Here is a 21603-nt window from a genome sequence, read left to right as displayed (position 1 = left end):
TTCAAATTGTAAAATGGTTTGGAGCAAATTTAGAATATAATAGGTACCAAATAGGCATTGTGGTTTAAAAATCACTTTTAAAGTGATTGTTTTATTTTTTTAAAATCGAATAAATAACACTATCCCAAAAGCGACCGTCAAAAAATTCATTTTCTCGCAAATGACCTTCTTTAATAAATCCGTTTTTCTCTAGTACTTTTGCGGAAGCATAATTTTCTGGATCGATAATGGCTTCAATGGAATGCAAGTTCATCTCGTCCCATCCATATTTCACAACTTTTTGTACTGCCTCTGTAATAATTCCTTTGCCGTGATGTTCAGGTAATAACATGTACCCAATTTCGGCTCTGTAACTCTCAGGTTTAATTCTGTAATGTCCAATAATACCAATCATTTTCGGGTTGTCTTGAAATGATATAGCCCAATTTATTCCTAAGTTGGCATCAATGTTATCATTGATTGTTTTGATATGTTCAAGGGCTTGTTCAGTAGTATGTAAAAGTGGTCGTGGAATAAATTCCATTGTTTGAGGATTGGAACGTAGCGCATGTAATTCGGCAGCATCGCTATCATCTAAACGTCTCAAAACCAATCGCTCGGTTTGTAAAATAGGGAATGGAGAAAAATTAATTACCATCATGAGAATGAAAATTTAAAGTATTTCAATTTGATATTGTGCCGTAAAAGATTGATTTGCATTAAGTTTTTGCATTCCTTCTTTTTCAAACAAATTACCATTTGCAGTTTGAGTATCAGAATAACCATACCAAGGTTCAATGCAAACAAATGGAGCGTTTATTTTTGTCCAAATGCCTAAATTAGGAAACCCAGCATATTTTACTTTTAAAAGTGGTTTTTCTTGATGTACGATGGTCAGCTCTTTAGATTCAGTGGTTTTGAAAATCAAAGCGTCGTTTGCAAACAAATCATAATCTAATGCTACTTTTTTATTATTTGAAGCAAGAACTTTGGTTTGATCAGATACTAAATCGTTGACCAAAATAAAGTATTTCAAAGTTTCTTCTTTTTCGAAAACTAAACTATAATCGTTAAAATTATCTTCTAAAGCAAATGCAGGATGTGCACCTATGGCAAACGGCATCGAATGCTCTCCTTTATTGATCACTTTGTAATCAACAAGAATAGTAGCATTTTGAAGTGTGTAACTCACCTGCAATTCAAAATGGAATGGGTAAACTGCTAAAGTTTTTGGATCGGCTTGCAAAGAAAAAGTAACTGCTGTTTTTGACGATTGTACGATATCAAAAGGCATATCTCTTGCAAAACCATGACGTGTTAATTGGTATTGTTGCTCATTAAAATTGTAGGTGTTGTTTTTTAAAGTTCCAACAATTGGGAATAAAATAGGAGCGTGCTTTCCCCAAATAGCTGGGTCACCTCCCCACATGTATTCTTTTTCCTCAGAGTTTGTAATCGAAAATAATTCGGCTCCAAGCTGCTTGATTTGAACGGTAAGTTTTGAATTTTGTAGCGTTGTAATCACGTTAGTTGATTTAAAATGAGAATTTGCAATAGTGTAAAAGTATTTATAAAATATCTAATAGTTGCTTGAAGCACTTTTTTTATTCATGCAGCTGGTAATGATTGTGTTTTTAAGGCTTAAATTCCTCTTTTTTTATTTAATTTGTATAAAAAATTATAAACAATGAAAAACTTAAAATTAGGATTTCTACTACCAGTTGCTTTACTGTCTGTAGGAGTTCATACTTTGTCAGCGCAGCAGGCTCCTGCAAATGGAGCAGCAGCACCGATTTCAAAGTATGATTATCATGATGCTTTTGCACCTCATTTTTACTCGAAAAACGGAACAAATACTCGTTCTGCAAGTGGTCAACCTGGAGCCGAATATTGGCAAAATAGCGCTGATTACAAATTGACGGCTAAATTAGATGAGCAAAAAAATGAAATCGCAGGTACGGGAATTATCACTTATACCAATAATAGTCCGGATAAATTGGGCTTTTTATGGATGAATTTGGATCAAAATTTATTCAAAGCTGATTCTCGTGGAAATGCCGTTGTCCCCTTAACAGGAAGTAGAAATGGTGCTCAAGGACAAGTTTTTGACGGAGGTCACAAAATTAAATCGGTTAAAATTCTTAGCACTAATAAAGGAGTAACAACCGAGTCAGTAGCTAAGTATGTAATCACTGATACTAGGATGCAAGTTTTTTTACCTCAAGCTTTGAGTGCAAAAGGTGGCGTTGTAAAAGTAAAAATTGAATTTTCATTTGTTGCGCCTTTCGAAGGATCAGATAGAATGGGAGTTTTGGAAACTAAAAACGGAAAAATCTTCACAATTGCCCAATGGTATCCACGTATGTGTGTGTACGATGATGTGCGCGGCTGGAACACTAACCCGTACTTGGGAGCTTCTGAGTTTTACCTAGAATATGGTGACTTTGATGTAAGTATTACTGCCCCATCAAACCACATAGTTGTGGCTTCGGGAGAATTGGTAAACACAACTGCTGTTTATTCTGCGGCGGAACAAGCTCGTTTGGCACAAGCAAAACAAAGCGATAAAACGGTTATCATCCGATCTGCTTCAGAGGTTGAGGCGCTCGCTAAATCAGCAACTTCAGCTACCAAAACGTGGAATTATAAAATTAAAAATTCACGAGATTTTTCATGGTCTTCTTCTGCGGCTTTTGTTTTAGATGCTGCAAAAATCAATTTGCCAAGCGGTAAAAAATCGTTAGCAATGTCAGTGTACCCTATCGAAAGTGCTGGTGATGCAGCTTGGGGACGCTCTACAGAATATACCAAGGCTTCTATTGAAAATTACTCAAAAAGATGGTATGAATATCCTTATCCTGCTGCAATTAACGTCGCTGGAAATGAGGGTGGAATGGAATATCCAGGAATTGTATTTTGTAGTTGGGAGTCTAAAGGTGCTGACTTATGGGGAGTTACTGATCACGAGTTCGGACACATTTGGTTCCCAATGATTGTTGGTTCGAACGAACGTTTGTTTGCTTGGATGGATGAAGGTTTTAATACATTTATCAATTCATTAAGTTCACTTGATTTTAACAATGGTGAATATAAAGAGCCAAAAGCCGACATGCACCAGAGAGCTGAAACGTATACAAGCCCGAATTTAGAAACTATCATGAGTTCTCCTGACAATATGAAGGAACGTAATATTGGTTTATTAGCGTACTCTAAACCAAGTTCTGGATTGGTAATTTTGAGAGAACAAGTTCTAGGACCTGAACGATTTGACTTGGCTTTGAAAACATATATTGAGCGTTGGGCTTTTAAACACCCACAACCAGATGATTTCTTCAGAACAATTGAAAATGTTGCTGGAGAAGATTTAAGTTGGTTTTGGAGAGGTTGGTTTCAATACAACTGGCGTTTAGATCAAGGTATAAATAATGTGAAATACGTTAAAAATGATCCTAAACTAGGTGCGGTAATTACCATTGAAAACTTCGAAAAAATGGCTATGCCAGTAGCCTTAGATGTAAAAACTAAAGCTGGAAAAGTTACACGTGTGAATTTACCAGTTGAAATTTGGCAACGTAACAAAGCATGGTCTTTCAAACACAATTCAACTGAAGAAATTGAGAGTATTACTCTAGATCCAGACCACGTTTTACCAGACAGCAATACTAAAAACAATACCTGGACATCAACTGCTGGTACACTTGAAAAAGATGTGATTTTGGATGGATATTTAGGAACTTATTCTACAAAAATGGCTCCGCTTAAAATCACTTTCACAGAGAAAAATGGCGTTTTGAATGCATTGATTACAGGTTATCCAAGTTTTAGTGTAGAGCCAATTGGTAAAAACAAGTTTGAATCTAAACTGGCAGGATTGACTTTTGAATTCAACGATAGTTTAAATGGTTTCGAAATGTTGGTTCCAGATGGACAAAAAATTCCTTTTACTAAGGAAAAATAAAAGTTTGATTGTTATTAAGTAAAATAGGCTGCCCATAAAGGCAGCCTATTTTTATTTAGAATTTTAATTGTTACTGTGGAATTTGTTGACTTAAGCAGTGCAAAGTTCCAAATCCCCAAATGAAATCAGTAGCACTGATTCCTATAACTTCTCTATCAGGAAAGCATTCTGATAAAATATTCAATGCAATTCGGTCATTACTGTCATTAAATGTAGGTACTAAAACGCAGTTGTTCAAAATTAAAAAATTCGCATAACTTGCGGGTAATTGTAGTCCGTCAAAAAGTACTTTTTTAGGCATTGGCAACACTACAATCACTGGTGATTTACCATTTTCTAGTTTTGCATTTTGCAAGCGCTTTAAATTGTCTTGTAGGGCATGGTAATTTTTATCTTCTGGATTTGTCTCTACAATAGTCACAATGGTATCTTCGTTGACAAAGCGGCACAAATCATCAATATGGCCGTGCGTATCATCTCCTACGATTCCGTCTCCAAGCCAAATGACATTGGTAACACCTAAATATTCTTTAAACACGGCTTCGTAATCTTCTTTTGTGAAACCAGCATTTCGTACTTGAATGTCTGGATGCAATAAACATTCTTCAGAAGTTAACAAAGTACCTCGACCGTTTACATCAATCGCACCGCCTTCTACAATGACAGGTTTTCCTTTGTATACCACTTGCGTTAGCGGTAAGCCAAGATGAGTGGCTACTTTTTCAGGAACTAATTTATCTAACTGTATGTTTTTGTATTTGGCCCAACCGTTGAAATTAAAGTTTAAAGCTTCTCTTTCAGAACCATTGTATACGATAATTGGTCCTGAGTCACGCATCCAACTGCGATTGGTTTTGTATAAAATATAAGATATCGAGTCGGCTGAAACATGTGCCATCTCTAGCATTTCTTGCACTTTTTGCTTTTGTTGCTCATCTGCTACAACCAAATAAACGGTTTCAAAAGCGGCTACTTTTTTAATAAATTCAACAAATGCCCACTGAACGGCTTCGTATTTTCCAGGCCAATCTTTTCCATTGTGAGGAAAACAAAGTAACATTCCTTGTTGTTTTTCCCACTCTGCAGGAAATCGTCTTGTAGTTGTAGTCATAAAGAAGTTATTATTTGAAAGATTGCAAATATAAACATTCAACTTCATTCTCGAAAACTATGTATTGACTGATTTTACATTTGAAATGAACCTGGATTGTTTTGGTAATAATTATATAATGTTGTGTTAATTTCAAAAATACAGTTGCGTGTTAGTTTTGGCAAAAACAAAAAACACACAATTATGAAAAAACAATTTATGATGTTCTTGGTTGCCGGTGCCGTGTTGGTAGGTTGCGAGAAAGATTTGAATGCAAACCAAGAACCCGAGTTAATCGTTAATGAAAATGCTGCAAGTTTTAAGGAAATCGGTTCTCTTGCTATAGGAGGAACGGGTGCTGCTGAAATTAGTGCCTATGATGAAGTGGGTAAAAAATTATTTACAGTAAATAACAGCAACACCAATCAAATTGATGTAATTGATTTATCAGATCCTACTAGTCCTAAAAAATTAGCTGTGATTGATTTATCGGTTTATAATGGAGCATCAAATAGTGTGGCTGTTTATGATGGCAAATTAGCGGTTGCATTAGAATCTACTACTAACAAACAAGGAAATGGAAAAGTAATTGTTTTTAAAACGTCTGACTATACCTTGATTAAAGAAATTACTGTTGGTGCATTACCTGATATGATAACCTTTTCGCCTGATGGGAAATTTATTATGACGGCCAATGAAGGGGAGCCAAATGCAGACTATTCTATAGATCCTGATGGAACTATTTCGATTATTGATGTAAACAATAACTATGCTGTGACAACTTTAAATTTTTCGGGATTCGAAAATCAATTAACAACTTTGAAAGCTAAAGGATTCCGAATTTCTAAAAAAGCAAAATCTTTTGCAGCAGATATTGAGCCTGAATATGTTACTATATCTGAAGATTCTAAAACGGCTTGGATCACTTTACAAGAAAACAATGGAGTAGCTAAAGTAGATTTGACTAGCAAAACCATAACGGCTCTTTTTGGATTGGGTTATAAAGATTTCAATAGCGTTGAAAATGGCATCGACGTAAGTGATAGAGACAATGTAATTGCCTTCACTCCATGGAAATTAAAAGGATTGTTCATGCCTGATGCAATTGCCAGTTATACAGTAAACGGAACTACTTATTTTGTAACAGCTAATGAGGGTGACGCTAGAGAATATGATAACTATAGTGATGTTACCCGTTTGAAATCCTTATCATTAGATCCAACTGTTTTCCTTGATGCTGTAACTTTAAAAACTGATCCTAAAATGGGACGTTTGAATTTAGTAGCTACCGAAGGTGACACTGACACTGACGGTGATTTGGATGAATTAATTAGTTTTGGAGCGCGTTCTTTTACCATCTGGAACGGAAATTCAGGCGCTTTGGTTTTTGATAGCAAAAATGATTTAGATAAACGTTCTCAAGATTTTGGAACCTATGACGATGCACGTAGTGATGACAAAGGTTCAGAACCAGAGGCTGTTGTGGTGGCAAAAATGGGAAATAAAAATATTTTATTTGTTGGCTTAGAACGAACAGATACAGTAATGGTTTATGACATTACTAACCCATCAGTTCCACAGTATTTGCAAAGTTTTAAAACTGGCGATGCACCAGAAGGTTTACTTTTTATACCAGCATCAAAGAGTCCAACTAAAAGAAGTTTACTCGTTGTAAGTAGTGAAGGAGATGGTGTAGTGAAATTTTTCCAACCGGATTTGAATTAAATAAAGTCATTATTTAAAACAAAAAAGCCTGCTGAATTTAAAATTAGCAGGCTTGTTTTGTTTTTACAATATAAATTTAGTCGATGGCTCTTTTTGTAATGTCTCCAAAAGCATCAATACGGCGGTCTCTAAAAAACGGCCAGTTTTGACGAACGTTTTCTTGTAAATCAAGATCCACTTCGGCAATTAGGATTTCTTCTTGATCATGTGAGGCTTGTGCCAAAATTTCTCCTTGCGGTCCAGCAATAAATGAGGAACCCCAAAATTGAATACCAGCCGTGTCAGGTAAATATTGCTCCAAGCCAATGCGGTTAGCTGCTGCAACATACACACCATTTGCTACGGCATGCCCTTTCATTACAGTCATCCAAGCATTGTGTTGGTTTTCGCCATATTGCTCTTTTTCTTGTGGGTGCCACCCAATTGCAGTAGGATAAAACAATACTTCAGCACCTTTCAAAGCGGTCAAACGAGCTGCTTCAGGATACCATTGATCCCAGCAAATTAAAGTTCCAATATTTCCTTTTTTGGTTGGATTGTTTTTAAATCCTAAATCACCTGGTGTGAAATAAAATTTTTCGTAAAAAGCGGGATCGTCTGGAATATGCATTTTGCGGTACAAGCCAGCTTCTGTCCCGTCAGTATCAATAATGTACGCACTGTTATGATAAATACCCGCCATTCTTTTTTCGAAAAAAGGAACAATAATAACCACTCCTAGTTCTTTTGCTAAAGCACTAAAAGCAGTAAAAGAAGTGCTGTACAAAGGCTCTGCAATCGAAAAATTTTCAACATCCTCGCTTTGGCAAAAGTAATGACTGCTGTATAACTCAGGCAAAGAGATAACTTCTGCTCCTTGTTTTGCGGCATCGCGAACCCAACTGATGCATTTCTTCAAGTTGTTTTCGGCAACATCATTCAAATTCAACTGAATAACCGCTATTTTGTATTTTTTATTTGACATGCTTTCTAATTTTAGACTGCAAAAATAGTGAATTTTAGAAAGAGTAAAAAATAGGGTGTTAGCCAATTTGTTTTTAGAAAGGCTCGCTTTTTCATTGCGGTCCTTTTTTTGGCAATTTCATTAGCACTTTACCACTAGATTTTGATCAATTTCCCGGTTTGAGTCTCGCCTTTAGCGGTAATAAGCTTATAAATATATACGCCAGATGTGAAATTAATAAGCGTGATTTCTGAGGATTTTGAACTAATAGGATTGGTTTGTATTAATTGTCCGCTACTATTAAAAAGTTGTAATTCGCTAGCGCCTTCGGATTTAGCTTCAATTAAAAGTTTGTTGTCTTTTTGAACTAAGGTTGGAGTAACAAAAAATAACTGTTCGAAGTAATAATTAGTCTCAAATACGGACGAGTCAAATACGGTTCCATCAGTTAAAGTTAATCTTATAAAGTAGCGATTAATACCAATTTCGGGATTGTCATCTGTTACGGTAATTGTTTTTGAATTGATATTTAAGATGGTATTTACAGCAGTTTCTTGATTATTTTTTGTTTTGAGTATTTCTATTTTTTTTATTTGAAAAAGACTAAAAAGACTAGCGCTAATTTTAATTTGATTTTCTGATTCAATTTCAGCTAGAGTCGACTCAAAGTAACAATCTGTATTAGGTGTTGTGACTGCAGTTGATTCACTTTTGATGCCCTCAATTCCTGTAAAAACGGGTGCTACCGTATAATTTGTGGCATCGGTAAAGGTGTAGGTATTAGTTGTTATTTGCTCTTTAAATTGTAAGCTATTGTCTCGCAATGTATAAATATTGAAAGCGTTGACAGTAGGTGGATTAGACCAAGTAATTTCTGTAATTCCACTGCAAGCCAAAGTTGTGGTAACGTTTAAGTCGTACGATAAAATAAAGGAATCACTTAGATATTCTCGTTCGTTAATCTTCATTTTAAGTTTAGCTTGCGCAAAAAGGGGTTGAGCTGGTAAGTACAAATAGCGTTGATTTTGTATATCGATATTATTTTGAATTGGTGTCCATGATAATCCGTTGTCGAAGCTTATAGATAATGTTCCGATTGTATTCGTTTGATTGGTTTTCCATTTAAAAGGAAAAGGATTTTTTCCATCAAATGGGAAATTATCATTGCGTTTTGGATACAACCATTCAAAGGTATCGGCTGATTCATAATCATAAACGATACTGTAATTTTGAAAATCATTTTGTAAAAGCTGACTTTTTACTGTCAAAGTATAAGTTTGCTCCTGAGGATTTGCTAACTCAATTTGTTCGATTGTATTGAGATGGTCCGGCGCTTTAGTTGCAGGAGCTACTGGATTTGCTGCATTAAGAATCCAAGGCAATTCATTTTCTGTAGCTGAATTTAAAGATAAATCAAGGTCATTTACCAAACAAAAGGTACTATTGGCAGGCGCTTCTGGATCAGTCCAAACTAATGATATTTTTAGATTTTTTGCGGAGGCAGGCAATTCTATTTGATGTGTGTTAGTTTGCATGGATCCAATTTTACCTAATATAATCCGATTTTCATTTATAGTATTCAAGCATTTCGTAGCATTTATATTCCCGAAACCAAAGGTATAATCAGGGCCTTTATTGCCTAAATCTTTAGCACTGTTTATTAAAATGGCTTTGGCAGTATCATTACGTAACGGCTGTTTGTTTTTTGCAGTATGTAGTTCGTTCATCAAGGCGATAACTCCAGTAGTAATGGCTGCGCTATTGGAGGTACCTTCTGTGCTGTAAGCAACAATTTCGGGTTTTATTCGACCGTCATTAGCAGGTCCTTTTGACGAAAAAGGCAGTATTTGTTCATTAGTATCTACACAACCAACTACAATACTATTTTTAGAGTTTTTAAAGTTGCCTGTAATGGTTTTATAGCCCTCAGTTCCTCTGTTTCCTGCCGAAAAGACATGGTTTAGGCTGGTGTTTTCAAATAAATTTTTGTCGTAAGAGTTTGCTAGTAGACCATAAAAATTTTCAATAGTTGTTCCATACGAATGATTTTGAACAGTTACACCTTGTAGGGAATTAATTGGATCAGGAAAAAGTGAATTAAAATTAGAGGATTGTATTTTAGCCTTAGGCGCAACACCTTTACCTAATGCTGAACTATTGCCTAATCCTGCTGAAATAGTTGCCATAGCAGTAGCATGGGAACCTACTTGTGCTGACTCTGTACTAGACGGAATATATTTTCCGAGTAGGTCAATATCTGTTCTGTCAAACAAATCATCTTTAATAGAAATTATTTGATTGGCACCTTCGATGAGCGGAAATTTTTCTGAAAGCCCGTTTATTTGATTTACAGTTAAATTTTGATCTCTGATTTTAGATTCCAGAGTAGGAGTAAAGGATTCTGTTGTGATTGACAAAACGAAGGGTAATGGCAAAATATGGCTTTGTATGGTTTTTAAATCAGTACGCAAAACAATATAATTACCAATAATTATATGTGCTATTTGCAGCTTGTTTAATGTGGCTTGTAGTAAATCAATGTTAGAAGTTGAGAGATTGAAATTGATCTTTTTATTTTTTTTTAAAGTTTGTTGCGGTAGTTTCCAATCATTGTTAACTGGATAAATTTGTTCCCTAAATTTTGCTGATGATTTTTCTGAAACGGATATGATACAAAATTTTGCGTCTAATTGTTTTACTATTTGTTGTTTAGTATTTACTGCATTAGCAACAGTGGTTAAAAAGAAGCTTGAAGATAGTTTTTTGTCTGTGGTAACAATTAAATGTTTCCACTGATCTATTTTTTGAGAAAATGTAATCAGAGGAATGAAAAGTAATGCTAAGATGATTTTGCAATTCATATGTTTAAATATTGTAAGCGCAGTTTTTTAAAGTTTTTTGTGTCTTGTAGCTCTAATTTCTGATGATTTATTTGTAAGAATTTGTGATTTTGTATTATTTTGGAGCTATTGCGTTAGGGTTTTTTCCATTTTAACACCTTACAAAAATTATGTTAAAAAATATAAAATTACTATTGTTTATACTTTTTTACTTAACTAAATTTATTGTTTACTTTTTTTCAAATATAAAAAAATAATTTCTATTTGTATTTTTCATTTTATTAAATAAAATTTATAGTATGATATTTTATTATTCATATTTAGTACATATTGTTTTTTTTTAACAATAAAATTACTGTATTGATAAATGAGTCTTAATTCTAAAATGCTGCTTATTTATCATTTCTTTTGTTAAATTGTTATATTTGTAACTTAATATGTTAAAATTGTTAAATTATGTAAATTGTGATTTTCGTACAAAATTTATTGTCTATTTTCGGCTTTTGGAATTTGCAAAGTGTTTCAAAAAAATAATTATTTAACTTTTCTTAAAATTAACCAAACGATGAAAAAAATTAAAAGAATTTTAATGTTGTCTTGTGCTGTTTTAGCCTTTGTGGCATGTACAAAAGATGACGAAACTACAGCTGTAAAAGCGGAAGCTACAAAAGTAACACCGGAAATCTTAGCTAAACTTAGTGCGCTTTCATTCAACAATAAAGATGTGAAAGTAATCAAACATACCAATGCAAATGGAGTTTCAGAAGATGCTTTTTTAATTGAAGGCGATATTATCATGACTGAAAAACAAATTAATAGCATGGACTTGCATGGAGGTATTACCTCGGAGCAATATCGTACAACTAATCTTGTTTCAGGAACAAGAACGATTAAAGTTGTTGGTTTATCAGGTACTGGTTCATCAGCTCTAAGTACTAACATGCGTTCGGGATTACAAGCGGCAGTTAATCGATACAATAGTCTTAACTTAAGGCTTAAGTTCTCTTTAACATTTAGTTCTAATACCACTGGTGCTAATATTGTTGTACGCAGAGAAGTTGGTGGAGCAGGCGGAGTAGCCGGATTCCCATCAGGAGGAAACCCATTCAATACAGTGACTTTATACTCTGGTATGGACACGTATTCAGTTGGTGTAAACTCGCATGTAGCTGCTCACGAAATCGGACACTGTATTGGAATGCGTCACACAGATTGGTTTAGCCGTCAAAGTTGTGGTCAAAATACCAATGAAGGAACAGCTGGTGTAGGAGCAATTCATATTCCTGGTACTCCAACTGGATATGATGCTACTTCTTACATGAGAGCTTGTTTCAGTTCAAGTGACACTGGTGTATTTAATACTAACGATGTTACTGCTTTAAATTATTTATACTAATAAGTAGTATTATAAACACTTTGCAAATTTTAAGAAGGCTGTTTCTCTGTTGAGAAATAGCCTTTTTTTTATATTCTATTCTTTTTTAATTTCAGTTATAGTTAATAAACAGTGCTTGTAATTTGATTATTTAAGTTTAAATCTGATGTTTACATAACTAGTATTAAAAATATTTTTTGTGTAATATTATTTTAAAATAACCCATGATTTAATTGTGTAGTTGATTAATTACTATATTTTTGTGAGAAAATTATATATTTTGTTTTCATGCAAAAAAATACGCTTCTGTTCCGCTGGTATTTGCTTTTGGGATTCTTTTTTGGAATTAATTCGTTACTAGCAAATACGATATACCCTAACAACGAGATTAAAGAATTTGCTCCAAGCGTAGATTTTAATTTTAATAACAATAGTAGTTGCTCTGATACACCCATTACATTTAACCCAACGTTGAGCGGTAATGCTCCTTATACTTTTGTTTGGGACTTTGGGGATGGTAAAACATCTACAGACAGTAATCCGACTCATGCTTTTTCGGCTTTAGGTTGCGGTATCCAAACTTTTCTTGTCAAATTAACAGTTAAAGACAGGAATGGAGAAGAAAGCACAGTTAGTAAACCGGTTTTGGTACAACAAAAACCTGATCTGAAATTTGTTAATCGAGTGGCAGGGTCTAATTCGGTTTTTGAACGTTGCGGTGATAATAATTCCAGTTTAAGTTATACGATAGATGTTGAAAATGTATCGGCATCTACTTCATGTATAACTTCTTATAATGTTGATTGGGGAGATGGTAGAAAAGAGACTAATGTTATTTTTCCTAAGCAACATACTTATGAAAAGTTGGGGTCGTTTAATATGGTAATCACTGCAGTAGGTGCCATTGGTTGTAATAACCGTGTTTCGTATATTGTTAAAAATTCTAATAACCCAATTGGAGCCTTAATTGCTCCCGGAAATACAACCAATTTCTGTCTTCCAGTGGCGCCAATGAATTTTGCAATTGGGTCTTGGGCTCTCAATCCCTCTGATACAAAATATCAGGTAAATTATGGAGATGGAACTATCGTAAATTATACTCAGGCACAATTAGAGAGCTCGATTTATTACAACAAGGCCAATCCAGCAGCTTCTCAAAATTTTCCAATTCCACATACCTTCACTAGATTCAATTGTCCCAACGGAAATACAGTTGCTTTAATTATTTCTACCTCATGCGGGAGCACTTATTTAACAGCTGGTCCTATTATTATTTTAGATGTTCCTGTGGTTGATTTTAACGTGAATCGCGTTAATTGTGTAGGTAGATCAGTGTTTTTCAATAATAATACCATTGCAGGTTACACTAATGACTGTAGTACTTTTAATGTTTATACTTGGGATTTTGGAGATGGCAGTCCTGTTTCAAGAGCAGTTAATCCATCACATGTTTATAACAATCCAGGATCTTATACAATAACTATGTTTGCCCAAACGCCGTGCGGAATTGGAAGAACAGTAACCAGAACAATTTGCGTAGAACCTGTATTGCAACCTAATTTCACCTACTCAAAGCCATGTGCCAATTCAAATACTCAAATAACCAATACAACAGATGTAAGGCAAAGTTGTGGAACAGAAACGTACATTTGGGAGGTAATAAATTATTTTGAAGGTTTTTGTGGTAAAAAGCCAGAACAATGGTTTTTTGCTAATGGTACTGGACGGAATTCAAAGGATCCAGTGATTAATTTTGTAACTCCAGGAACTTATTATTTACGCCTTACAACCATAAATTCATGTGGTGTAGAACGAGTTAATGTACAGCTTATAGAAGTTAAAACACCACCAAAAATTACGCTTAATCCAATATCCGATTTTTGTAATTCGGCTACTATTCAGCCTGTTGGTACCGTAGTAGATGGTTGCGCTCCGCAATCAGAGTTGACTTACTTATGGAGTTTCCCGGGTGGAACTCCATCAACATCAACTCTTTTGAATCCGGGTTCTATTACTTATTCGGTTAGTGGAAATTACCAAGCCACTTTTAGTGTAACCAATAGTTGTGGTACTACTACTGCAACACGAAATTTTTCAGTAAATACGGTTCTTTCGCCAATAATTAGTCCAAAATCCGAATCAATTTGTAGTGGTTCTTCATTTTTTGTTCGCCCTATTTCTAATGGTATTGATAACGTTCCAGCAAATACGACTTATACTTGGACTAATCCGGTTGTTTCGCCTGCGGGAGCGGTAAGTGGTGCTGTCGGACAGTTTTCTCCCGTTAGCGCTATTGGTCAAACATTAGTAAATAATACGAACACTCCTGCCACAGTTACCTATACCATCAACCCAACGGCAGGAAGTTGCCCTGGGCCAGCCTTTACAATAACGGTTGTAGTAAACCCTTTGATTAAAGTAGTAGAAACGAATAAAAAATCAAGTTGTTTTGGTGCAAATGATGCTTCTTTGAGTATTGTAGTTTCTGGAGGAATTCCATTTGCAACAGGTAGTCCATACCAGTTTTCTTGGTCAGGTCCTGACGGATTTTCTGCCAATACCAGCTCTATCATTAATCTAAAACCTGGATTATATACATTACGAGTTATTGATAATGGTAATTGTCCATTTGTCAAATCATATTTGGTGGAAGAGCCAGGAAAGTTTCAGTTTGGAGCATCAAAAATTGATATCAGTTGCTTTAATAAAAATGACGGAACTATTGATTTGAATGTGATAGGAGGTAATTTGCCTTATACTTATGAATGGACCAAAGATGGGGTTTCATTTTCAACAACTGAAGATGTTAGAAATTTGCAAGAGGGTACATATAAGGTTACAATTAAAGAAGCTAATAATTGCGATATTTTAACAGGTACTTATAATGTAATAAATCCGCCATTGCTAGAGGTGAAATTAGAAAGTAAAGTAGATATTTTATGCTATGGTTTTAGCACGGGAGAAATAAATGTTACACCTAGTGGTGGGCGTGTAGTTGAAACCACTCCTGGAAATTTTAATTATCGTTACAATTGGACAGGTCCAAATGGTTTTAGCAGCAGCAATAAAAACCTAAGAAATGTTCCCGCTGGTACTTATAATTTAGTGGTTACAGATAATTCAAATTGCACAGCAAATTTACAAGTGATTCTTTCCCAAAACGATGAAATAGCACTTGAGTTTACCAAAACGGAAATAGCTTGTTACAACGACGCGAATGCATCTATTACAATTACGAATATTAAAGGTGGAATTCCTTTTGCAACAGGAGCGCCGTACCAAGTACAATGGAGCAATTTAGGAACTGGTTTGGTTCAGAATAATTTATCTGCGGGAACGTATTTAATTACCGTGACAGATGCCTTAAATTGTTCGAAGATTTTCCCAGTTATTATTGACAATGCACCAGTATTTACAATCAATCCTGATGTTAAAAACATATCGTGTTTTGGGGCTAAGAATGCTTACATTCGTTTGAATTTAGTTGGTGGATTGACTCCTGTAAAATTAGTGTGGGATGATGATTCAACTGCTGGAATTGAGCGAAATAATATAGGGCCAGGCCGCTACACTGTTACGATTACAGATGCTAAAATGTGTCAAATTAAAAGAACTTTTATAATTAATGAGCCCTTACTATTAGAATTGAAAGCTGATGTAACTAATACATTAAGCTGCTCAAATGCCAATACTGGAGCTATCAATTTGGTAGTAACAGGTGGTGCACAGCCGTTTAAATACTTATGGTCAAATGGTGCAACTACTGAAGATTTGCAAAATTTACCTCCTGACAACTATACCGTAATTGTTACCGATGCAAATGGTTGCACGGAGACACAGTCATGGAAAATAACACGTTTTGAACAATTAACTCCGACTGTTGAGGTGCTTACGGATTATAATTGTGAAACTAAATTTGTAAAACAAACGTTTGTGGGTAAAGTAAAAGGAGGAATACCACCCTATACTTTGAGTTGGTCTGATGGTATCGTTTCTGGAAGCAACAACGAGATTATGAATACCAACAATAATGGTTTGATCATTTTTAGTGTAACAGATAGTTTTGGTTGTAGCGCAGCGATTAATTTTAATGTTGCTACGCCAGTTCTAGGAACTCCAAATTTTGAAACAAGTTCGTATGGTAACGATGTTTACCAGCTTTACTCCATTCATGATCCGGTTCAATTTTCTAATTTAGCTACTGGCGATTTCACTAGTATTTCTTGGGATTTTGGAGATGGAAATTTCTCAGATCAAGCTAGTCCACAACATATTTATACGAAGCCAGGAACCTATACAATTAAACAAACGGTAAATTATCCTTTTGGATGTCAATATGTAAATACTAAAACTCTGCTTGTGCAAAAAGGCTATAGTGTAGTTATGCCTAATGCCTTTACGCCAAATGGTGATGGAGTAAATGATTCGTTTGTGCCTGTTTTTTTAGGTTTTATTGAGATGACATTAGATGTTTATGATAGCTGGGGAAGCATCGTTTATACTGAAAAAGGTCAAACACTTGCCGGTTGGAACGGGAAAGTAAAAGATTTAGATGCAGAAAATGGAAATTACTATTTCAAACTTTCAGCAACTACTTTTTACAATAAAACAGTTGTCGAAGAAGGCGCATTTACATTAATTAAATAATGAAAAGCATTGTAGAATGAATTTTAAATTTTTTATTACCACTATTATTACTGCTTGCTTTTTTGCGACAAGTACTGCACAAGATCCTATTTTTACACAATATTTTTTGGTTCCTGAAACACTAAATCCGGGTTTTACAGGTTTTATGGAAACAACTTACACGGGTATAATTCACCGTGAGCAATGGCCTGATTTGGCTTTAAAAATTGATACAGATTATGCTTTTTTAAATACTTGGAACGAAGAAATGAATTCTGGTTTTGGAATTAGCATTTTGAATCAAAGAGAAAATGCCAGCAATTACACGTTCACGCAACTCAATGCCAATTATGCTTATCGTGTTCAAATTAGTGATAATTGGCAATTTCGACCAGCTATAGAGGTAGGTTTTGGCTTTAAATCATTTGCATTTCAAAACTTACTTCTTGAAGATCAAATTAATATTAGAACAGGAATTATCAATGCTAGTTCGATTGACCCTTTGCTTAGAAACGATAAAATTAGCTTTTTTGATGTGAGTGCAGGAATGGTTTTTAATACGGATGATATGTGGATTGGTCTTTCAATGAAACATTTAAATAAGCCAAATATTGCGCTTACTCAAGATGGAAATTTACCGCTCAACACATTTTTTTCATTGAGTGCAGGATATGAATTTTTATTAGCCAATTACATTGATGTTAAATTCTTTCCATACGAAACAAAGTTGTTTTTAACTTCTAATTATATGCAACAAGGTCGCTACAATAGAGTTGATTTAGGAGCCTCATTATTGTTTGAAAAAATGTTTTTTGGTGCCACTGCAGTGACCAATCCTGCTAAAAATGGTTTGAATAGTCAGTTGCTAACTTCTGTCAATTTATTTACAGGCTTGCAATACGATCATTTAAGATTGGGCTTGGCTTACGATTTAAATACTTCAAAAATTGGTAAAACAGGCGGGATTTATGAGCTATCCTTAACCTATCAATTTAATCTGGATAAAAAATGTTTTGGTTGTCCTAATTATACCGGACGTTAGGATTATTTCTTTCTACCGCTTTGCGAGGTCGGGATAAGAGATTCGAGATTTTCTGTTAAAGACAAAGTTTTTAAAGACAAAACTATCTTTAAATTCAGCTTACAGTCCCGATCTTGTCAAACGCCTGCTAGCGGTAGTTTTTACAAATAATTTTTTGTGATCAAATACATTGGCAATAGTATACTCAATACTATAAAAATTAAACCAAAAATTCTGTCAGCAAAAAGATCTACATTTCCATTATAAAATAGTTCAGGCTGTGGAATTTTCGGGTCTCTTTTTTTTCTTGCCCAAAATGCGATTAATAATATTCTGTATAGGAGAAGAGAATATAATGGACAAAACCAAATAAATGCAAAGTTCGGTTTTCCTCTTTCGGCTGATTCAAAGTTTAAGATTGCCAAAATTCCGCAAACTATGCAAACACAAAAAATTATTAAAAATGGTTGTCTTTCGCGCAATGCTTTTCGGCTAATGAAAAAAATTGCTGGAATTAATATCAAACCAATAAAAGAGAAATCTTCGAGCATGTTTTTAGGTTTGTATTCTTTTCAGCGCAATCTTGGTAGTAAAGGTTGTTATTATTTTTCATTTCTGCTTAAAAGGGAACCTTTTAAGCATCTAAACACTTCGATTTAAATATTTTAACTAGATTTTTTTTTGATTGGTTTGCGCTAAAGGTTTCAGAATGGTTTACTATATTATTCTGAATCAAGCTCACCAACTTCTTCAATTTGATCTAGAATGTTGGTTTGATTGGGTGAAATGTAGTTTTTTATTTCTGTAGGAGTATCTTTTTTAAATAGTAAATCTAAAGCATTATAAAGTTTTAAAAGAACGTCTCTATCCTCTTTTGCAATGGCTACGGAGTTATTAAAATCAAAAACATAGTTGTTCGAGTTTCGAACTTCAACTTTAATGGTTTTGGGTGTGATTTTAAATTTTACAATATCCATATTACTTTATTTTTAACGCTGATTCTCTTTTCTTTCTTGCTTATTTAGCTACTGCTGTACTTTTATTTGATACTTCAAAACTACTGGAAATTTCTATAAATACAATGGTCAAAAGAGGGTCTTTTTGAATAATCTTTAATTGTATTCGAAAATAATCTTTTGAATTTTTGTTTCGAATAAAACTGCTATCAAAAAAAAATCAGTCCGAAGACTGATTTTGTAATCCGTGTATAAAGTGAACACTTAATGTGCTTTCTTACCAAAAATTTTCTTAACTAACATTACTACGATCAATACAGCTAAGCCAAATCCTAAACCGTAAGCGAATTCCATTACAAATGCAGGAAGTGGCGTTTTAATATGGTGTAAAAATGGAATGTAGTGTGCGAAAATCCCTCCGGCTACCAAAAGTAAAGCGATGGTACCAATTACAGATAAAGCTTTGATGATTAGCGGTAATGCTTTGACTAAAGCTGTTCCGAATTTATAGGTAAAGCTTTTTTCATTTGAGTTCAATTGAATTAGTTTTAACCCTGCTTCATCCATACGAACAATAACAGCCACAATACCATAAACGCCAACTGTAGCAATTAAGGCAATAATCGAAACTACTGCTATTTGCTTACCAATTGATTCGCCCAAAACGGTACCCAGTGCAATAATTACTATTTCGACCGATAGAATAAAGTCGGTTACAATAGCCGATTTGATTTTTTCTTTTTCAAACGATAGTACTTGCTCTTCGGTCCATTCTGTGGTTGTAAGTTCTACTTTTGCGTGTTCGTGTGGAAAAAAATATTCGTAGATTTTTTCGGCTCCTTCGTACGCCAAGTACAAACCACCTAATACTAAAATGATAGTAACAGCTGTTGGCAAAAAAGCACTGAGTACAAATGCGATGGGTAGAATGATTACTTTGTTCAACAGAGAGCCTTTTGAGATGGCCCATAGCACAGGTAATTCTCTATTGGAAACGAAGCCGGAAGCTTTTTCAGCATTTACGGCCAAGTCATCGCCCAAAATTCCAGCTGTTTTTTTTGCAGCTACTTTGCTCATGACAGCCACGTCGTCCATCATTGCTGCGATATCATCTAATAATGCGAAAAATCCTGATGCCATAATTCTAGTTTTTAGTAGGGCGTGCAATAACTTATTGCTTTAAAGCAGTAACCCATTTTATTGTTTTGTGGTGCGAAGCTAAAACTTTTTTGCTTTAAAAAAAAGTATTAAAGATATGCTTTGTAGCAGTTTTAGTCAATATTTGATGCCTTTGTTCTGAAGGGTTACGCAAATGTGAGCGACTGCTGAAAAATAGTTATCGATCATAGCCCTGATCGAAGCGGTATCCACGGCGCGTAGCAAAGTGATTTAGCGTAGAGCAGGACTAATAGTCTTGAATAAATACGATTTATGTGCTCCTAATTTTATCAGTATTTTACCAGATAATTGAAGTCGTGATTTTTGAAGTACTACTTTACTTTTGATCTTGGTTCAAATAAGGATTTCCGTTGTGTATAACTTGGTAAATTGCAGTTGTGTTTTTTATATCCGTTAAAGGGTTTTGATTTAAAATTAGGAGGTCGGCAATTTTATTTTCTGCCACATATCCTTTTTCGTAGGTAGGTCCAAACCAAATGGCGGGATTTACGGTAGCAGTTTTCAAGGCTTCGTAGTTACTTAAACCAGCCATGGTAAATCGTTCGATTTCTTGATGTAAGGACAGGCCGGGAACTAACCATGGATTTGGGAAATCGGTTCCGGCTAGTAGTTGTGCTTTTTCTTTGTGCAATAACGCAACCGTTTGATGCTGAAATTTAGTGTAATTAGTGAGTTCAGGACTATTGCCAAAACCGGTGCTTTGCCACCAACCTAATAGGCCATCTAAACCGGGATGAATTTTAGTTTTTAAAATGTTTTTACAAAAAATAGTGTCTGTTTTATTGTAAAATAGGACTAGAGTAGGGCAGTTCCAAATTTTATTTTTGACTGTTTGGCTGACTGCGGTTTTAAGCTTTTCGTCATTTATTGACTTTGATGAAACTTCGTCAAACGGGACGTCATAATTTTTCAGCATAATTTTTTTAGGTAAGCTATCTTGGGCGTGCGCAAAACGGGCATAACCGCTTAAATGCTGAATTTCGCCAGTAGCATTTTGAAAGAATTTTGATTTTTCTACGTCGGTCGGAATGTGGTAAGTAACTTTAATTTTATTAGCCTTGCAATACGCAACCGCTTCCTGAAAAACGTCTTGTTTGAGTCTACTATAAAGTTTTATGAAATCATATCCTTTTTTAAGTTGCTCTTGTATTATTGGAATGATTTGTTCTTTTTTTGTCACGATTGGGCCTTGATGGTCAGCACCAAAGGACGGTGGATTGCCATCAATTAACTCGGATGCAATATAAATATCGGGTAGTCTTTTTAGTTTATTGGTTCGAATACTGTCTCTTTTAACGCGTATCGCATCGTTTCCGGCCATTACTCTAATGGTAGTTACTCCATATTTCATAAAAAACGGTAGTGCATACGTATCCATGTAAGGGTTAGAGTGCATGTGCATATCTACTAGCGTAGGCATGATGTATTTACCAGTACAATCAATAGTTTTTACGTTTTCAGTGTTTTTCCATTTCGTACTTGGAATTATTTTAGAGATTTTATTTCCAGTTATTAAAACGGTTTGATTTAATAGTACTTTGTCGTTTTTCATTGTAATGATATTGCCATTAACCAAAGCAAGATCTAGTTTTTGGCAGTAACTAGCAGTGTAAGCAAAAAGAATAAAAGTAAGTACAAGTTTTTTCATAGTGGTAGTTAGTTTAGAAGTCAAAGAAAAGCATAAAATTTTTTTAATCAAATTTTAGCTACCAAAAATTAAAGGCTAAATGACTTATAATAATGTTGTTGCCACCGCACTTAGTAGTTTTCTTTTATTATTTTTCTTATTTGTCTGATACCCATATAAAACTTGAATGTTGAATTGCTCATCGCTTTACTTGTGTCTTATGATAGAATAAAAAAACACCTTCAAAAGAATTTTCTCTTTTGAAGGTGTTTTGAAGATATTAC

The 21603-nt window shown here is 34.6% G+C and carries 13 protein-coding genes; 5 read left to right on the top strand and 8 right to left on the bottom strand.

Going from position 1 to position 21603, the window contains the following annotated elements:
* Positions 1-91: 91 nt before the first annotated feature.
* On the bottom strand, positions 92-640 hold the full coding sequence (locus KBJ98_RS09155) for a GNAT family N-acetyltransferase (RefSeq protein ID WP_210789823.1): 549 nt from the start codon (positions 638-640) through the stop codon (positions 92-94).
* 12 nt (positions 641-652) lie between these two features.
* On the bottom strand, positions 653-1504 hold the full coding sequence (locus KBJ98_RS09150; RefSeq protein ID WP_210789820.1) for an aldose 1-epimerase family protein: 852 nt from the start codon (positions 1502-1504) through the stop codon (positions 653-655).
* 162 nt (positions 1505-1666) lie between these two features.
* Between KBJ98_RS09150 and KBJ98_RS09145 the strand changes: the two genes are divergently transcribed.
* Positions 1667-3937, top strand: coding sequence for a M1 family metallopeptidase (locus KBJ98_RS09145; RefSeq protein WP_210789817.1), 2271 nt, complete (start codon positions 1667-1669; stop codon positions 3935-3937).
* Between the two features lie 70 nt (positions 3938-4007).
* Here KBJ98_RS09145 and KBJ98_RS09140 read toward each other — a convergent pair whose 3' ends face one another.
* Positions 4008-5048, bottom strand: a complete 1041-nt coding sequence (locus KBJ98_RS09140) for an agmatine deiminase family protein (RefSeq protein WP_210789815.1) — start codon at positions 5046-5048, stop codon at positions 4008-4010.
* A 183-nt stretch (positions 5049-5231) separates the two neighbouring features.
* On the opposite strand from KBJ98_RS09140, the gene KBJ98_RS09135 reads away from it, so the two are divergent.
* Positions 5232-6752: a choice-of-anchor I family protein gene (locus KBJ98_RS09135; RefSeq protein ID WP_210789813.1), complete on the top strand. Its 1521-nt coding sequence runs from the start codon at positions 5232-5234 to the stop codon at positions 6750-6752.
* 76 nt (positions 6753-6828) lie between these two features.
* On the opposite strand, the gene KBJ98_RS09130 is transcribed toward KBJ98_RS09135, so the two are convergent.
* Both KBJ98_RS09130 and KBJ98_RS09125 read right to left on the bottom strand, forming a co-directional pair.
* Positions 6829-7716, bottom strand: a complete 888-nt coding sequence (locus KBJ98_RS09130; protein ID WP_210789811.1) for a carbon-nitrogen hydrolase — start codon at positions 7714-7716, stop codon at positions 6829-6831.
* A gap of 134 nt (positions 7717-7850) precedes the next feature.
* Entirely contained in the window at positions 7851-10556 is a 2706-nt protein-coding gene (locus KBJ98_RS09125; RefSeq protein ID WP_210789809.1) for a S8 family serine peptidase, read from the bottom strand.
* Positions 10557-11100: 544 nt separating this feature from the next.
* On the opposite strand from KBJ98_RS09125, the gene KBJ98_RS09120 reads away from it, so the two are divergent.
* The 3 genes from KBJ98_RS09120 (at position 11101) to KBJ98_RS09110 (ending at position 17578) form a co-directional block, all read left to right on the top strand.
* The gene (locus KBJ98_RS09120) at positions 11101-11931 is read left to right on the top strand and encodes a M57 family metalloprotease (RefSeq protein WP_210789807.1); all 831 of its coding nucleotides are present in this window, start codon (positions 11101-11103) and stop codon (positions 11929-11931) included.
* A gap of 267 nt (positions 11932-12198) precedes the next feature.
* Positions 12199-16557, top strand: coding sequence for a PKD domain-containing protein (locus KBJ98_RS09115; RefSeq protein ID WP_210789805.1), 4359 nt, complete (start codon positions 12199-12201; stop codon positions 16555-16557).
* A 16-nt stretch (positions 16558-16573) separates the two neighbouring features.
* Positions 16574-17578, top strand: coding sequence for a PorP/SprF family type IX secretion system membrane protein (locus KBJ98_RS09110; protein WP_210789803.1), 1005 nt, complete (start codon positions 16574-16576; stop codon positions 17576-17578).
* Between the two features lie 701 nt (positions 17579-18279).
* Here KBJ98_RS09110 and KBJ98_RS09105 read toward each other — a convergent pair.
* From KBJ98_RS09105 to KBJ98_RS09095, 3 genes are all read right to left on the bottom strand, one after another.
* Positions 18280-18534, bottom strand: a complete 255-nt coding sequence (locus tag KBJ98_RS09105; protein ID WP_210789801.1) for a PH domain-containing protein — start codon at positions 18532-18534, stop codon at positions 18280-18282.
* A gap of 243 nt (positions 18535-18777) precedes the next feature.
* On the bottom strand, positions 18778-19653 hold the full coding sequence (locus tag KBJ98_RS09100) for a DUF808 domain-containing protein (protein WP_210789798.1): 876 nt from the start codon (positions 19651-19653) through the stop codon (positions 18778-18780).
* Between the two features lie 355 nt (positions 19654-20008).
* The gene (locus KBJ98_RS09095; RefSeq protein WP_210789795.1) at positions 20009-21340 is read right to left on the bottom strand and encodes an amidohydrolase family protein; all 1332 of its coding nucleotides are present in this window, start codon (positions 21338-21340) and stop codon (positions 20009-20011) included.
* Positions 21341-21603: the final 263 nt, after the last annotated feature.

Origin of the sequence: Flavobacterium erciyesense (assembly GCF_018069925.1) — a bacterium.
In the GTDB taxonomy this organism is placed as follows: Bacteria; Bacteroidota; Bacteroidia; order Flavobacteriales; family Flavobacteriaceae; genus Flavobacterium; species Flavobacterium erciyesense.
Note: the sequence above shows the minus strand (reverse complement) of the source record. Positions and strands in the feature narration are given on the sequence as shown.

Bases quoted from the DNA above. Each gene is read 5' to 3' on its own strand.
- KBJ98_RS09155 (WP_210789823.1), bottom strand. From the start codon at position 640: ATGATGGTAATTAATTTTTCTCCATTCCCTATTTTACAAACCGAGCGA.
- KBJ98_RS09145 (WP_210789817.1), top strand. From the start codon at position 1,667: ATGAAAAACTTAAAATTAGGATTTCTACTACCAGTTGCTTTACTGTCT.
- KBJ98_RS09140 (WP_210789815.1), bottom strand. From the start codon at position 5,048: ATGACTACAACTACAAGACGATTTCCTGCAGAGTGGGAAAAACAACAA.
- KBJ98_RS09135 (WP_210789813.1), top strand. From the start codon at position 5,232: ATGAAAAAACAATTTATGATGTTCTTGGTTGCCGGTGCCGTGTTGGTA.
- KBJ98_RS09130 (WP_210789811.1), bottom strand. From the start codon at position 7,716: ATGTCAAATAAAAAATACAAAATAGCGGTTATTCAGTTGAATTTGAAT.
- KBJ98_RS09125 (WP_210789809.1), bottom strand. From the start codon at position 10,556: ATGAATTGCAAAATCATCTTAGCATTACTTTTCATTCCTCTGATTACA.
- KBJ98_RS09120 (WP_210789807.1), top strand. From the start codon at position 11,101: ATGAAAAAAATTAAAAGAATTTTAATGTTGTCTTGTGCTGTTTTAGCC.
- KBJ98_RS09115 (WP_210789805.1), top strand. From the start codon at position 12,199: ATGCAAAAAAATACGCTTCTGTTCCGCTGGTATTTGCTTTTGGGATTC.
- KBJ98_RS09110 (WP_210789803.1), top strand. From the start codon at position 16,574: ATGAATTTTAAATTTTTTATTACCACTATTATTACTGCTTGCTTTTTT.
- KBJ98_RS09105 (WP_210789801.1), bottom strand. From the start codon at position 18,534: ATGGATATTGTAAAATTTAAAATCACACCCAAAACCATTAAAGTTGAA.
- KBJ98_RS09100 (WP_210789798.1), bottom strand. From the start codon at position 19,653: ATGGCATCAGGATTTTTCGCATTATTAGATGATATCGCAGCAATGATG.
- KBJ98_RS09095 (WP_210789795.1), bottom strand. From the start codon at position 21,340: ATGAAAAAACTTGTACTTACTTTTATTCTTTTTGCTTACACTGCTAGT.